The 15,069-nt window shown below is 32.1% G+C and carries 11 protein-coding genes; 9 read left to right on the top strand and 2 right to left on the bottom strand.

Annotated features, from left to right (window positions below; translation table 11 throughout):
- Positions 1-67: 67 nt before the first annotated feature.
- Genes FLV_RS09715 through FLV_RS09690 form a run of 6 tightly spaced genes read left to right on the top strand, consistent with a single transcriptional unit; the run spans position 68 to position 10,233 of the window.
- Positions 68-3,142 carry a type I restriction endonuclease subunit R gene (locus FLV_RS09715; protein ID WP_243233313.1) on the top strand — a complete coding sequence of 1,025 codons (3,075 nt, stop codon included), beginning with the start codon at positions 68-70 and terminating at the stop codon, positions 3,140-3,142.
- On the top strand, positions 3,117-4,151 hold the full coding sequence (locus FLV_RS09710) for a virulence RhuM family protein (RefSeq protein ID WP_243233311.1): 1,035 nt from the start codon (positions 3,117-3,119) through the stop codon (positions 4,149-4,151). The genes FLV_RS09715 and FLV_RS09710 overlap by 26 nt, the downstream gene beginning before the upstream one ends.
- 13 nt (positions 4,152-4,164) lie before the next feature.
- Positions 4,165-5,790, top strand: coding sequence for a class I SAM-dependent DNA methyltransferase (locus FLV_RS09705; RefSeq protein ID WP_243233309.1), 1,626 nt, complete (start codon positions 4,165-4,167; stop codon positions 5,788-5,790).
- Complete coding sequence (locus FLV_RS09700; RefSeq protein ID WP_243233305.1) at positions 5,783-7,024, top strand: restriction endonuclease subunit S; 1,242 nt, start codon at positions 5,783-5,785, stop codon at positions 7,022-7,024. The genes FLV_RS09705 and FLV_RS09700 overlap by 8 nt, the downstream gene beginning before the upstream one ends.
- A gap of 6 nt (positions 7,025-7,030) precedes the next feature.
- Positions 7,031-8,851: an McrB family protein gene (locus tag FLV_RS09695; protein ID WP_243233297.1), complete on the top strand. Its 1,821-nt coding sequence runs from the start codon at positions 7,031-7,033 to the stop codon at positions 8,849-8,851.
- Positions 8,852-8,862: 11 nt separating this feature from the next.
- Positions 8,863-10,233 (top strand): McrC family protein, encoded by a 1,371-nt coding sequence (locus FLV_RS09690; protein WP_243233295.1) that lies wholly within the window; start codon positions 8,863-8,865, stop codon positions 10,231-10,233.
- Between the two features lie 135 nt (positions 10,234-10,368).
- Here the strand turns inward: FLV_RS09690 and FLV_RS09685 are convergent, their stop codons facing one another.
- Positions 10,369-10,719 (bottom strand): VOC family protein, encoded by a 351-nt coding sequence (locus FLV_RS09685; RefSeq protein ID WP_243233294.1) that lies wholly within the window; start codon positions 10,717-10,719, stop codon positions 10,369-10,371.
- Positions 10,720-10,871: 152 nt separating this feature from the next.
- Positions 10,872-11,771 carry a winged helix-turn-helix domain-containing protein gene (locus FLV_RS09680; RefSeq protein WP_243233293.1) on the bottom strand — a complete coding sequence of 300 codons (900 nt, stop codon included), beginning with the start codon at positions 11,769-11,771 and terminating at the stop codon, positions 10,872-10,874.
- Between the two features lie 104 nt (positions 11,772-11,875).
- Between FLV_RS09680 and FLV_RS09675 the strand changes: the two genes are divergently transcribed.
- From FLV_RS09675 to FLV_RS09665, 3 genes are read left to right on the top strand one after another with little or no spacing between them, the layout of a single operon-like run.
- Positions 11,876-12,988 carry a two-component regulator propeller domain-containing protein gene (locus FLV_RS09675; protein ID WP_243233292.1) on the top strand — a complete coding sequence of 371 codons (1,113 nt, stop codon included), beginning with the start codon at positions 11,876-11,878 and terminating at the stop codon, positions 12,986-12,988.
- 57 nt (positions 12,989-13,045) lie between these two features.
- Positions 13,046-13,693 (top strand): YceI family protein, encoded by a 648-nt coding sequence (locus tag FLV_RS09670; RefSeq protein ID WP_243233291.1) that lies wholly within the window; start codon positions 13,046-13,048, stop codon positions 13,691-13,693.
- Between the two features lie 27 nt (positions 13,694-13,720).
- Positions 13,721-14,683 (top strand): WD40 repeat domain-containing protein, encoded by a 963-nt coding sequence (locus FLV_RS09665; RefSeq protein ID WP_243233289.1) that lies wholly within the window; start codon positions 13,721-13,723, stop codon positions 14,681-14,683.
- Positions 14,684-15,069: the final 386 nt, after the last annotated feature.

Genomic DNA, 15,069 nt, shown 5'->3' with positions numbered 1-15,069 from the left:
TCTTTAATAAATATTTCAATACTTTAGCAATCAAATTGTTTTTTGCAGTAATTATACAAATCTTTTTATGGCTTTCAACGAAGATTCTCGTGTTAAAATACCCACTATATTACATCTAATGCGATTGGGTTATGATTATTTATCATTATCCAATCAAATATGGGACGAGACAACCAACATATTCACCAATATCTTCAAAGAGAATCTCAAAAGATTGAATCCTGAGTTATCATTTGGTGATATTGATCGAACTTATAACGAAATTGTTCTTTATCTGGAAAATGAAGATTTAGGAAAGATATTTTATGAAAAGCTCACTGATCAGTCTAATGTGAGACTAATTGACTTTGAAAATTTCAATAATAATTCATTTAATGTTGTTACTGAATTAACCTATAAAAAAGACGAAGAAGAATTTAGGCCAGACATTACTTTATTAATAAATGGAATGCCTTTAGCTTTTATCGAAGTCAAAAAGCCAAATAATCAGGATGGTATTACTGCCGAACACAAGCGCATACAAACTCGTTTTCAAAATAAAAAGTTTAGGCAATTTGTGAACCTTACTCAATTGATGTTTTTTTCTAATAATATGGAATATGATGATAGTTCTCCTTTGCCAATTGAAGGAGCTTTCTATGCCACACCATCTTATTATAAACCAATATTCAACTATTTTAGAGAAGAACAAGAGTTTGATTTTGATGTTTTATTAAAAAATATAGAAGACGAAAACGAAAACTTTGTATTAAAAGACACTAATTTATTAAGTATTAAAAATTCGCCTGAATTCCTTACTAACAAAAATTATAACACACCAACTAATAGAATTTGTACTTCCCTGTTTCAAAGAGATCGTCTTGCTTTTGTTTTGCAATTTGGAATAGCATATGTCAAAGAAAGTACGGGATTACAAAAGCACATCATGCGATATCCTCAGTTATTTGCAACTAAAGCAATCGAAGATAAACTAAAAGAAGGCGGAAAAAAAGGTATCATTTGGCATACACAAGGAAGCGGAAAAACTGCTTTAACTTTTTATAATGTTAAGTATTTAACCCATTATTTTCAAAAGAAAAGTATTGTACCAAAATTCTATTTTATTGTGGATCGCCTGGATTTGTTGATTCAGGCTGGGAAAGAATTTAAAAGTCGAGGATTGGTTGTTCATAATATCAATTCGAGAGAAGAATTTTCCAGAGATATCAAATCTACATCCGTAATTCATAACAATTCAGGAAAACCTGAAATAACCGTTGTGAATATCCAAAAGTTTCAGGATAATCCTGATGTAATTAGAAATATAGATTACAATTTAAACATACAGCGTGTGTATTTCTTAGACGAAGTACATCGTAGTTATAATCCAAAAGGTAGCTTTTTAGCCAATCTTAATGAATCTGATAACAACGCTATAAAAATTGGTCTGACAGGAACACCGCTATTAGGGAACGACTATAATTCTAAAGCTTTATTTGGAAATTATATTCACAAATATTATTACAATTCTTCAATTGCAGATGGTTATACTTTACGACTAATTCGGGAAGAAATTGAAACCAATTATAAACTGACTTTAAAACAAGCACTTGAAGAAATTGAAATTTTAAAAGGGAATGCCGATAAAAAAATTGTCTACGCACATCCTAAATTTGTAGAACCAATGCTGGATTATATCGTTCAGGATTTTGAAAAAGCCCGTATTGCCTTAAACAACAATTCAATTGGTGGAATGGTGGTTTGTGATTCTTCCGAACAGGCAAAAATGTTATTTGAAATTTTTGAATCGAAATATGCAGTAAACAATGCAGATTCTAACTTTCTTCAAATGGTTGCCGATCCTCGTGAAAGTTATGGTAGTCAAAAAAAGAATAAAAGCAAAGTCACAACTGCTGCGGTAATTTTGCATGATGTTGGAACCAAAAAAGAACGAGAAGAAAAAGTTGAAGAATTTAAAGAGGGAAAAATAGATTTTCTTTTCGTTTATAACATGCTGTTAACTGGTTTTGATGCTCCCCGTTTGAAGAAATTATATATTGGTCGTGTTATCAAAGCACACAATCTATTGCAAACACTTACTCGTGTAAATAGAACTTACCAAGATTTTAAGTACGGATATGTTGTTGACTTTGCAGACATTCAAAAAGAATTTGACAAAACAAATCAGGACTATTTTAACGAGTTACAATCCGAGTTAGGTGATGAAATGGAACATTATTCTAACATCTTCAAATCACCGGAAGAAATCAGACAGGAAATTAATGAAATTAAAGAAGTTTTATTTCCGTTTGATACTTTAAATGCTGAGATCTTTTCACAGCAAATTTCACAGATTCAGGATCGAACTGAAATGCTGAAAATCAACAGAGTATTAAACAATGCTAAAAGTCTATATAACCTTATTCGATTATCCGGGAATTATGAATTATTAGAACGTCTTGACTTTCATAAACTAACGATACTGTCCCGTGAAGCTAATAATCATTTGGCTTTGATCAATACCAAAGAAGCTCTGGAACAAAATGTAGACACCACCAATTTATTAAACATTGCGCTTGAAGATGTCATTTTTGCTTTTGTAAAAGTAAAAGAAGAAGAAATGTTGCTTGCTGATGTACTGAAATCAACCTTGCAAAAAACTCGTGAAATACTCGGTGGCAATTTTGATCCCAAAGACCCTGTTTTTGTATCTTTGCGCGAAGAATTGGAACGTTTATTTAAAAAGAAAAACTTAAGCGAAGTCACCAAAGAAGGGATGCAGGGCAATATTAAAAACCTTGAACTTATTTATGGCAAGGCAAAAGAGCTGGAAAGAAAAAACCAGTTGTTAAGGGCTAAATATGCAAATGATGAGAAATATGCCCGTTTGCATAAACGTTTAATGGAAAAAGATCCTTTAACCGATAGTGAAACCAAACTTTTTGAGGCCTTAAACGGATTGAAAAAAGAAATCGACGATCAGCTTTTACAAAACTCAAAAGTGTTAGAAAATGAGAGTTATGTTGAAAAAATGATTATGCGATTTGTTATTAATCAATTTAAAAATAAAAACGAAATTCCTTTAGATCCTGAAACCTCAAAACGTATTAATAGTTTGGTGGTTAAAGAATATATGAATGAGTTTTATGGAAGAACAGCATAATATGTATACAGGCGAAATACTTATTTATCAAAATCAGGAAGGTAATATTAAGATTGATGTTCAGCTTAACGATGAAACAGTTTGGCTAACACAAGCTCAGATTGCATTGCTTTTTGGCAAAGGAAGATCTACCATTACGGAGCATATCGCTAATGTTTTTAAAGAAGGTGAACTAGACGAAAAAGTGGTATGTCGGGATTTCCGACTAACCTCTTCACATGGTGCTATTGACGGAAAAACACAAGAAAACAATGTTAAACACTACAATCTTGATGTCATAATTTCTGTTGGTTACCGTGTAAAATCGCAGCAAGGAACGCAATTCAGGATTTGGGCCACCCAGCGATTAAAAGAATACATTGTAAAAGGTTTTGCTTTGAATGATGACCGTTTTAAGTCCGGTAATACAATGAACTATTTCAACGAATTGCAACAACGCATTCGCGAAATACGAATATCTGAAAAGTTTTTCTACCAAAAAATAAAAGACATTTACACCACAAGTATAGATTACGATCCAAAAGACGAAAAAACAATTTCATTTTTCAAAATCGTACAAAATAAACTTCTTTGGGCTATTTCTCAAAACACCGCAGCTGAATTAGTCTATCGAAGAGTCGATGCTACTTTACCATTATTAGGAATGCAGTCTTTTGATAAAAAAGAAGCCAAAGCAGTTCAGAAAATAGATGTTAGTATTGCTAAAAATTATCTTAACGAAGACGAAATAAAACTGTTAGGATTATTGGTAGAGCAATATTTAGCGTTTGCAGAAACGATGGCACAACAGCAAACCCCCATGTATATGAAAGATTGGGCAGAACGACTGGATAGTATTTTACAGCTCAACGGAAGGGAGCTGTTGACACATGCAGGAAAAATTAGTCATCAAATGGCTTTGGATAAATCGACACAGGAATTTGAAAAATTTAAGGAAAGCAGAAAAGCGGCAGAGATTGAGCAAAGCCTTAAGGAGATTGAAGCCGATATTAAAAAATTGAAAAAATAATATAAAAAAACCAATGACTACCACAATACAATTTGAAAAGCAAACCAAAACACTAATTGATGACTTAAAAAGTGTATGCGCCAATTATGGTTTGGGAAATGATGGAAATGAATTCAAGATTATTACTCAGGTATTTTTATATAAATTTCTTAATGATAAATTTATCCATGAAATAAAGCAACTGGATGAAAAGATAGCAGCATCAGATAATTGGGAGGAAACATTAAGAAGTTATCCTTCCAGTGAGTACGAAATGTTGACCATGCAAATGAGCGAAAGTACTGCCAACATTCATCCTGACCAATTGATTTCAAGTTTGTTTGAACGTCAGAATGAGCCTAAGTTTGCCGATATATTCGACAATACTTTATTGGATATTGCCAAACAAAATAGTGATGTTTTCTCGGTGATTACAGAAAGTGGTGAAAAAATTGTCTTATTCGAAAACATTAGCAAATATGTAACTGATAAACGCGATGACTTTTGTAAAGCTCTTATAAATAAACTAGTCAATATTAGTTTTGAGAATATTTTTCACGAAAAATTTGATTTCTATGCTACTATTTTCGAATATTTAATTAAAGATTATAATACAAATAGCGGTGGAACCTACGCCGAATATTTTACCCCGCATGCTGTTGCCAAAATCATGGCACGTTGTTTAGTAAACGAAAGTGTGAGTGATGTAACCTGTTATGACCCAAGTGCGGGTTCCGGAACGCTTTTGATGAATTTAGCACACCAAATTGGCGAAGATAAATGTACGGTTTACTCTCAGGACATTTCGCAAAAATCATCCAACTTATTGCGTCTGAATTTAATTTTGAATGATTTAGTACACTCTATACCCAATGTAGTTAAGGGAAACACCATTTTAGAACCTTTTCATAAAGACAAAAACGGACGTTTGAAGCAATTTGATTATATCGTATCGAATCCTCCGTTTAAGTTGGATTTCTCAGATTATGTAAATGATTTAAATACCAAAGAAAACCACGAACGCTTTTTTGCCGGAACACCCAATATTCCGAAAGCCAAAAAAGAAAGCATGGCAATTTACCCTTTGTTTGTTCAGCATATTATGTATTCTCTTACTGCAAAAGGAAAAGCAGCAATCGTGGTACCAACAGGTTTTATTACGGCACAAAGCGGTATTGAACGCAAAATACGGGAGCAAATGGTAGAACGTAAAATGTTGCGTGGTGTAGTAAGTATGCCTTCAAATATTTTTGCTACTACAGGTACCAATGTTTCTATTTTATTTCTGGACAAAGAAAATACCAAAGGGGATATTGTTTTAATGGACGCTTCTAAACTGGGAACAACAGTAAAAGAAGGTAAAAACCAAAAAACACTTTTATCTCACGATGAAGAAGATTATATTATTGAGACTTTTAATAAACACGAAGCGAAAGAAGATTTCTCTGTAGTGGTTTCGTATGAAGATATAAAAGCTAAAAACTATTCTTTGAGTGCAGGACAATATTTTGAAGTAAAAATTGAATATACTGATATTACTCCCGAAGCATTTGCTACTAAAATGAAAACTTTTGAAACTAATCTGAGTGAACTTTTTAAGGAAAGTAAAAGTTTAGAATTGGAAATTCAGAATAATTTGAAGGAGATAAAATATGAGTAAAGTTTCATTAAAAGAAGTTTCAGAGTTAATTACTAAGGGTACAACACCTTCTTCAGTAGGGTGCGAATTTACTGAAAATGGGATTAATTTCATCAAATCTGAGAGTATTACAGATTCAAAATATTTAAATAATAAGCTATATGAACACATTAGTGAATTAACAGATAATAAATTAAAAAGATCTAAGCTTAAAGAAGGAGATTTACTATTTTCAATCGCTGGGGCATATCTTGGAAAAGTAGGAATTGTTAGAGAAGGAGATGTTCCAGCAAATACAAATCAAGCTGTTGGAATTGTTAGATTAAATAAAAAAAGTGTAGATATAGATTATGTATATTATTATTTTTTACAAAAACATGTAAATAGATACATCAACAAATTATCTTCCCAATCTTCACAACCTAACTTAAATTTAGATCTATTGGGTAAACTTGAATTAAGTTTAAAAAATATATCAACTCAAAAAAAAATAGCCAAAGTCCTTTCAGATTTAGATGCTAAAATAGAACTCAACAACAAAATCAATAGTGAGTTAGAAGCGATGGCAAAAACGCTTTATGATTATTGGTTTGTACAGTTTGATTTTCCAGATGGTAAAGGTAAACCTTACAAAACTTTTGGAGGTAAAATGGTTTGGAATGAGGAATTGAAGAGAGAGATTCCTGAGGATTGGGAGGTAAAAAAAATCAATGAGATTTCAACAATTAAAGCTGGAGGTGATAAACCAAAAATCTATTCAAATGAAAAATCTGAAACTTATGCAATTCCAATTTATTCTAATGGAATAACGAATGATGGATTATATGGATATACAAATGAAGCAAAAATACACACTCAAAGTATAACCATTTCTGCAAGAGGGACAATTGGATTTTGTGTTTTGAGAAACAAACCTTTTGTTCCAATTATTAGGTTAATTGTTGTAATTCCAAATGAAATATATTGTATAAAATATTTATATGAAACTATAAAAAATATTGCATTTGAGAAATCTGGATCAGTTCAACAACAACTTACTTCTCCACAAGTTTCAGATATAGATATTTTATATCCACCTATTGATCTTTTAATAAAGTTTCACAAAATAACTTCTTCTTATATTGACAAAATAGAATTAATAAAAGAAGAAAACCAACAACTCGCTTCACTCCGAAATTGGTTATTACCTATGTTAATGAATGGTCAGGTTACAGTTGGTGATTTGCAGGAGAAATTAGGAAAAGTGGATGAATAATACCTTATGGACAAGAATAATTTAATTGAATGCATACATTTTTTTAGTGATCTAAACATAAATGTTAGTGATATCACTTCGCATATTGACAAGCAAAATAAAAACAAAGTTGTTATAGCTAAATATTTATATAAAGGGATTACGTATAAAACCAAGCCTTTGTATTATAAGGAAGTTTCAAACTTAGAGAATGTTAGAAATCCAAATCATCTACATTATTACTTCGGTAATGAAGTTTTTTGGTTAGATATTGAAAAGCATAAATGGCCAAAAGGAAGCGGAGAAAGTGATTTGGATCAATTAGTCATTAACGATATAACTGATGATCCTGATTTTAAAACTTTTCTTTTAAAATTAGCTAACAATAAACAAAATGGTTTTATTCAAAGAATTACTAAAGATGGTCGTACAGCTCAATACTATCATAATTTAGAGAATAACAATCATTGGCACGATTTAATATTGCTTATCAAGGAGGTCATTAAATGTCAAGGTTCTGCAATAGATAGAGTTTTCTTTCAACATCTTATATTTAATTGGGATAAGGGAAAAAGAACATCTTTAGATGTTGGACGTCCTTACAAAATAGTTACGGACTTGTATAACAATATTAAAAATATTAAAGCTATAATGAATACAAATAATATCACCAAAATTCTTGAATTTAAAAAACAAATCATCTTACAAGGACCTCCAGGTACGGGCAAGACACGTGAAGCTAAATTCATTGCTACTGAAATATTAGGACTAAATAACGTTGATGATTTAAAATATAATGATCAATTCAAACTCATCCAATTTCATCCAAGTTACACCTATGAAGACTTTGTAAGAGGAATTGTAGCAGAATCTAAAGGAGATCGAATTGAATATAAAAATGTAAATAAAACGCTAGGATTGTTTGCAGAAGAAGCTTTAAGAAACTATAAAGCTAGTACTAATACTTCGACGGAATCAAATATCGAATTTTGGATAGACTCAAATTTTGAAGATTTTAAACTTGAAATAGAAAAGCAAGTAGAAGAAAACGAAATAATACTTTCAGGTGATATTACTTTGTTTAAAGTCGAGAGTGATAACTTTAGATATGGAAAGAATTGGGATAATCCTTCACGCATCAATTTTATCGATTTTAAGAATTTGGTTAAAGCCATTATTGAAGGTAAGTTTAAATTTTCTAATCAGCAAATACCAAAGGAATTTTCAGTACATGCTCATTATCGTTATACTTATTATAATGCACTGTTGAAAAGATTCATTGAAAAATATAATTATAAAGGGGAATCTTATTCAGAACCTTCTAAAAATTTCATCCTTATTATTGACGAAATCAATCGTGCTAATCTTTCTTCAGTATTAGGAGAAATGATATATGCGTTAGAATATCGTGGAGAAGCGGTTGAGTCTATGTATAATGTAAATGGTAAAGAGTTGATTCTTCCTCCTAACCTTTATATTATTGGTACTATGAACACTGCTGATCGTTCTGTAGGGCATATAGATTATGCAATCCGTAGGCGTTTTGCTTTTGTAGATGTACTGCCCGAAAATCTAAAAGAAACACAAGGTTTGGAAACTTTTGATGATATATTATTTAATAACGTAACTACATTATTTGACACGAATCTTTCATCTGAATTTGAAAAAAAAGATGTACAGTTAGGACATTCCTATTTTATAGATAAATCAAATGAAAAAGATGGGGCTCCCATGTTCATTCGTTTAGAATTCGAAATCAAACCTATTTTAAGAGAATATCTAAAAGACGGCGTGCTAGTTGGAGAAGATATAAAAGATAAAATTGATGCTCTAGCTCCTTCAATCTAATGGGAATTCGTTTGTCTGAACATACAAGTGTTATATTAGGATTCGATGTGATTGATAACGACGTTTTGAATCAATGTACCTATGCCTTATTTGACAGTATTCAATCCAAAAGGTTCAATCAAAGTAGTCATTGTTATGTTTATTCAAAAAACGAAAAAGGTTTTGAACTCAAAGCTGATTATTGTATTGGTCTCGATTGGTTAGGTAAAACCGGTAGGTTTTTGTATGTTGAACCTAAAATTAACAGCTATTCAGCCAGGCTTTTTAATATTAAAACAGAAAGTGAACCACACGAAAAACAAGAAGAACGTACTACAGATAAAACCAATCCATATATATTCGAATTGGATTATCTAAAAATGCTGTTGCATGTAACAGCCATAGCCGAAAGCAATTCAGAAATAAATGATTTAATAAAAATCGATTGGAATGCTCAACCAATAAAAATTGAACAAAAAGATGATAGGTTAACTCCTTTTTTGGTGGTACGTTTTTTACAAACCCTAAAGGCCATTGTTCGCAAAGGTTTAAAGAAAGACTATTATAAAGTTCAGGAAAACCTTTCCAATCGAGTTAAAGGTAAAATTCTTGTCAGCCAGCATTTCAAACAAAACGTCTTCAAAAATCGTTTTACTAATACATATTGTGAATATCAGGTATTTGGTGAAGATCATGCCGAAAATCGTTTTCTTAAAAAGGTTTTACAATTCTCCAACAGCTATGTTGAAAATAATAAAAACCTTTTTGGAAGTAATCATCAGGATATTCAGCATACCATTAATTTTTGTTTACCGGCCTTTACACATATTACTAATCAGGTAAATGATTATGAATTAAAACACAGTAAATACAATCCGTTTTATAAAGACTATAAAGAAGTCTTGCAGGCAGGAAGTTATATTTTAAAACGATTTGGTTATAATATCACCCAGACGGCTACACAGAAATTGGCTGTACCACCATTTTGGATAGATATGCCGCGTTTATTTGAACTCTATGTCTACAGCAAAATGATTGAAGCTAATCCTGTTAACAAAAAAGATATTCACTTTCAGTTTTCTACCTACGGTAACGCATTAGATATCTTAGTTTCAAAACCAGGCTTTCAAATGGTAATTGATGCCAAATACAAACTGCAGTATCAAAGCGGACATTTACATGAAGATATCCGGCAGGTTGCTGGATATGCACGTTTAAATAAAGTTCGAGAAAAATTGAACTTAGAAGAGGAAGATAACGTAAACATTGATTGCTTGATTATTTATCCCGATATGGAAAATGGTATAGAAGATTTGTCATTGCAAACTATTAAAGACAACAGAAAAAAAATAGAAGCCTATTACAAAGTGTATAAATTAGGAGTAAAGTTACCTTGGATTTAATAACAAAATTAATTGTTAAGAATTAAAGTTTCATGATAATAAAGAAAGGATGTTTTTTGTAATAATCAAACGCATATTTCGAGATTGTCAAAAACAGATAATTCAGTTGTTGATCTTTTAAATTACACATGTCAACTAGCTATTTTTATACAACTCAATTTTTCTTCCATCAAAATCTTCAACTACAGTCCTAAACCCAAACTCCGTTTGTGTTGGAGGTAATGCAAACACGACTTTTAAAGTTATTAATTTTTGAATTGTAGCCTGGAAGTTGTCAATTCCGAATCCTACTCTTAGGTTTTTGTCTGCTTCGGTCTGGCTTTTTGTTAAAGGATAAATTTCTAAAACTGTTTTTCCGATAGTTGCACTATAATGAAATGGCGAATTGCCGTGTTGGTGGTACTCAAAAGTCAATCCGAACAGGGTGTAAAAATCGGATAGTTTTTTTGTGTCGCCTGTTCTTAAAACCAATAAACGTATTTCCATATTATACTACCTATGACGTTTTTATTAAAAAATAGTTCCCGATACAAATTTTTTGAAAAAGCTATTGCATTTTGAGGAAATTCACTTGAGCTGACGGTGATATCTACTAACTTAATGATATGTCTCGCATTAGTTATTATAAAAGTTTTAGTTTAAAAAGTAATATTAAGCTTGTATCCTTTGCCGCGTATAACGACAATTTGAATATTTGGATCATGTTCCAGTTTTTTTCTAAGTTTTGATATGAACATATCCAGACTACGGCCTACAATAACACCTTCATCTTCCCATATCTCTTTTTGCAGTCGGCTTCTCTCTATGGTTTCGTTGGGAGACAATGCAAAAATGAGTAATACACGGGTTTCTGTTCCGGTAAGGTCTATTGTCTTTTCATTCATAATCAACTTCCGATTCTTTGCATCGAACAACACCGAACCTAAATTGAACAAATTATTATTATTATTATTATTATTATCCGGTAAAGTTGCTTTGGGCTTAGCTGTTCTCAAAAAAATAAATCCAACAAATGCTAAAAAAGACAAACTTCCCAGAAGATATCCGTTTTTTGCTGTAGTTATACCCTTTGGATTAAATTTAATGTTGATTATGTAACATGCTTTGGGCTGTTTTCTTCCTATGCATGATACAATATCATCTTTTGTATTCTTTGACATAGCATATCCATAAGCTACACTGGTATTGCCACAGTTTAGGACATTCACAACATAATCAGTTGTGAGCGGATCCTGGGCTAATAAACGCTGAGTAGTATTCACCAAAGAGTCGGTTTGAAAAGTAAGCTCATTCTCAAACCAGATCTGATACTCATTTTCAGCGATCTTTTTTACGGGAAGTACCCTTGATGTACTGTCTCCCGATTGTAAAAGCAGTTCATGTCCGATTCTGCGGAGCAAAATTTCCCTTCTTGCAATTGCAAAGTCGTCACTATCAGTTATAGTGAAAGCAGCGCAGATTGCAGATACAAACAAAAGCAGCATCAATCCAACAAGGTACTTTTTTTTTCCGGACAGAAGTTTTTGGTTATCAGGCATAGTGTCAATATTTTATTTACAAAGTTTACATTTTTATTTACAATTCAAATCTATCAAGCCGAAAAATATCAAAGTAATTTCGCTCTATCAAACTTTGATATGCTATGAAAAATAAAAGAAATGTTTTGTACAGTCTGATTATCATGCTGGCAGGAGTAATAAATTTTACGGGACAGGGACAACTGAAAAAAAGCGCTCAGGATTCTGTTAAAACCCAAGTGTTATCTGCTTCTCATGGGCCCAACAGCATTGTGCGTACAATCAGAAAAGATAGAAAAGGCAATATTTGGATTGCTTCATGGGAGGGGGTTTTTAAATATGATGGAAAATCTTTTACGAATATCACCAGTAAAGTGAGTTCGGCTCGCTTCTTTTCTGTTTTAGAAGATAGAAAAGGAAATTTCTGGTTCACAACGATTGGCTCTGGCGTTTATTATTACGATGGAAAATCTTTTCAAAATTTTACAGTCAGGGATGGACTTGCCAATGATCGGGTTGGAAACATTTATGAAGATAAAATCGGTAAAATTTGGTTTGGCACCGAAGGAGGAGTAAGCCGCTACAATGGAAAATCCTTTCAAAATTTTAAAATGAAAGAAATCCCTTCTGCTACTGCTGCTGATTCGGTTTATGTTGGGACTAATCCGGTACATAAGGAAACTGATTCTGTCCATATTTCAGCTTACCAACATCCGCTTCCGGAAGCTAGTTGGATACATAATGATGTTAATGCTATTATGGAAGATAGAACAGGGAAATTTTGGTTTGGCACTCGAGGTCATGCCTTTGTTTATGATGGAAAGACATTTACCACTATCACCAATAAAGAAGGAAAACCTTTTACAAACGTTCGTTCGATAATCAAAGATAAAAAAGGCAATATCTGGCTGGGTGGTGCTGACGGTCTTTGGTGCTATAACGGCAGTATATTTACCCGTTTTGCCCAAAATTTTGTTGGATATATCTACGAAGATAAAAAAGGAAATATTTGGACGAGTTCAGAAAAAAGTAATAGACAATCCTGGACACTTTCTAAATATGAAGGGAAGTCCTTGTCTGATAAAAAACCAGCGGTAACCACAATAGCTAATAAACCAATAATCTTCGGGATTTTAGAAGATGATATAGGACACATTTGGTTTGGAGCTTTAAACGGAGTGTATCGTTATGACGGAAAAACCATCACCGACTTTAAAAGTACAGCCAGTGGGCAATAAGGCGTATTACTGATTTAAAAATCATTTAATTTATTAATCTATTATAATTTTCACAGTATGAAAAAACAATCAATCAAGTACTTAATTTTAATTATTGCTCCTTTTATCTTCGGTTGCCGTGGTCCTGTAAAAGAAGAAAATAAAAGCAATGCATCGGCAAAATCCTTATCTCCGGCTATTGGGAATGAAAAATATACAATAGATACCAAGGGAAGTTTTGTGGTATGGAAAGGTTCTAATTTAATTGGTTCAAACAGTCACACGGGGTATGTTTATGTATCAAAAGGGGAACTGATTATTGAAAACGATCAGCTTATGGGAGGGACAGCTCAAGTCGACATGAATACAATTGAAGATGAGAAACATGAGAAAGATAACGGACTCGTTGAACACTTAAAAGATCCTGATTTTTTTGATGTCAAAAAAATCCCCTTTTCTACAATCGTGCTTAATAAGGCTGTATCAATAAATGGTGAGAGTAAGGAAGTTTCTGGCAACCTGACTATTAAAGGTATTACTCAACCAGTTACTTTTCCTGCCAAAATAGAAGTTAAGGACGGAATTGTCAAAATAAATGGCAGACTGGTCATTGATCGGACAAAATGGAATGTTCGTTACAAATCAGGAAAATTCTATGACCTTTTAGCAGATCAGACTATATCTGATTCCATTGAATTTCATATAAAGATTGTAGCAAAAAAATAAATGTGTCGCCCCTAAAGTAAAACATACATGATAAACCGAAATAAAATATTCACAATTCTGAATTTTCTGATTATTTTTTTCTGCAATCAGCTTTTTGCACAAAAAGCGACAACGAAGGAAATTCTTTGGACAACAGATTGGAGCCCTAATGGAAAATTCATTGCGATTGGTGGAAATATAAACACTTTAAAAATTTATAGTGAAAACAATCTAAAACCACATAAATCATTTCATATTAAGAATACGATTACGCGTATAAAATGGCATCCTTCAAAAAATATAATCGCTGTAACAACACAAATGTCAAGTGACAAATCGAGTATTATTAATTTAGATACGAATCAAAAAATTGAATTAAACGGAATTTCACCAGATGGAGCAAGAGGAATTGATTGGAACAATACGGGGCAATATTTAGCTGTTGCAGACAATAACGGACAAATATTGATTTACAATATAAAAGGGGAATTAATTAGAAAATTTAATAATGAAAGTACCAAGAGTATAACAGCTATTGATTGGCATCCTCAGAAAAATATTCTTACAACAGTTACAGATAAAATACGCTTTTATGATATTGAAGGAAATTTGTTGAAATCAATAAAACACAGACAAGAAGAAGTAATGATATTGAGTATCGCCTGGCATAATTCGGGGGCTTTTTTTGTCACTGGGGATTACGGTAATGAAAAAGATAAATCTTTACTTCAATATTGGGATGAAAATGGCATCTTGTTGAATTCTGTCGATATAAGTAAAGGCGAATACAGAAATATGACCTGGAATTCAAAAGGGAACAGATTAGCAACAGCAAGTGACTCATTGAGGATTTGGGATATTAAAGGTAATCTTATTTCTGGAGGTAGCTCTAAAGACTATTTATGGGGTGTTTCTTGGGATAAACGAGGAGAAAGAATTATTACGTCAAGTATGGAGCAAAAAATAATACTTTGGAATAATAAAGCAGAAAGAATATTAACTATAGAATAAGGCTGCTATTAACAGCCGTTCTGATATAGAGTGTAATTTAGTGGATTTGCAATTGGTGTCTACAAACTAAGTCAACTCTCTGGTGCTCATTCAATGCCATTAAGTTAAGAAATTTTCAGTCGTTACTTCGGATGATTTTTAATAATAATGCAATAGCTTTATGATTAAAAATTGTATAGAGAAGCTTTTTAATACTAAGGTTCTCGATACATTTTGTTTTTAAAAAAAGCTATCGCATTTTTTAACAAAACACTCAAACCGACGATAATGCCCCTTAACTTAATGACATTGAAAAGCACCAAATTGTGATTTAAAATTCAAAATACTTTTCTTACATTCGCCAAAGTAAAACTGAGACTGACCATTAGAAAAAAGATACCTGCAGG

The organism is Flavobacterium pectinovorum, assembly GCF_022802975.1.
Taxonomy (GTDB): Bacteria; Bacteroidota; Bacteroidia; order Flavobacteriales; family Flavobacteriaceae; genus Flavobacterium; species Flavobacterium pectinovorum_B.
This window is presented reverse-complemented; position numbering and strand designations above follow the sequence as displayed.

Excerpts from the sequence above, each read along its gene's own strand:
- FLV_RS09710 (WP_243233311.1), top strand. The coding sequence starts at position 3,117 with ATGAGTTTTATGGAAGAACAGCATAATATGTATACAGGCGAAATACTT.
- FLV_RS09685 (WP_243233294.1), bottom strand. The coding sequence starts at position 10,719 with ATGGAAATACGTTTATTGGTTTTAAGAACAGGCGACACAAAAAAACTA.
- FLV_RS09715 (WP_243233313.1), top strand. The coding sequence starts at position 68 with ATGGCTTTCAACGAAGATTCTCGTGTTAAAATACCCACTATATTACAT.
- FLV_RS09675 (WP_243233292.1), top strand. The coding sequence starts at position 11,876 with ATGAAAAATAAAAGAAATGTTTTGTACAGTCTGATTATCATGCTGGCA.
- FLV_RS09665 (WP_243233289.1), top strand. The coding sequence starts at position 13,721 with ATGATAAACCGAAATAAAATATTCACAATTCTGAATTTTCTGATTATT.
- FLV_RS09700 (WP_243233305.1), top strand. The coding sequence starts at position 5,783 with ATGAGTAAAGTTTCATTAAAAGAAGTTTCAGAGTTAATTACTAAGGGT.
- FLV_RS09695 (WP_243233297.1), top strand. The coding sequence starts at position 7,031 with ATGGACAAGAATAATTTAATTGAATGCATACATTTTTTTAGTGATCTA.
- FLV_RS09680 (WP_243233293.1), bottom strand. The coding sequence starts at position 11,771 with ATGCCTGATAACCAAAAACTTCTGTCCGGAAAAAAAAAGTACCTTGTT.
- FLV_RS09705 (WP_243233309.1), top strand. The coding sequence starts at position 4,165 with ATGACTACCACAATACAATTTGAAAAGCAAACCAAAACACTAATTGAT.
- FLV_RS09670 (WP_243233291.1), top strand. The coding sequence starts at position 13,046 with ATGAAAAAACAATCAATCAAGTACTTAATTTTAATTATTGCTCCTTTT.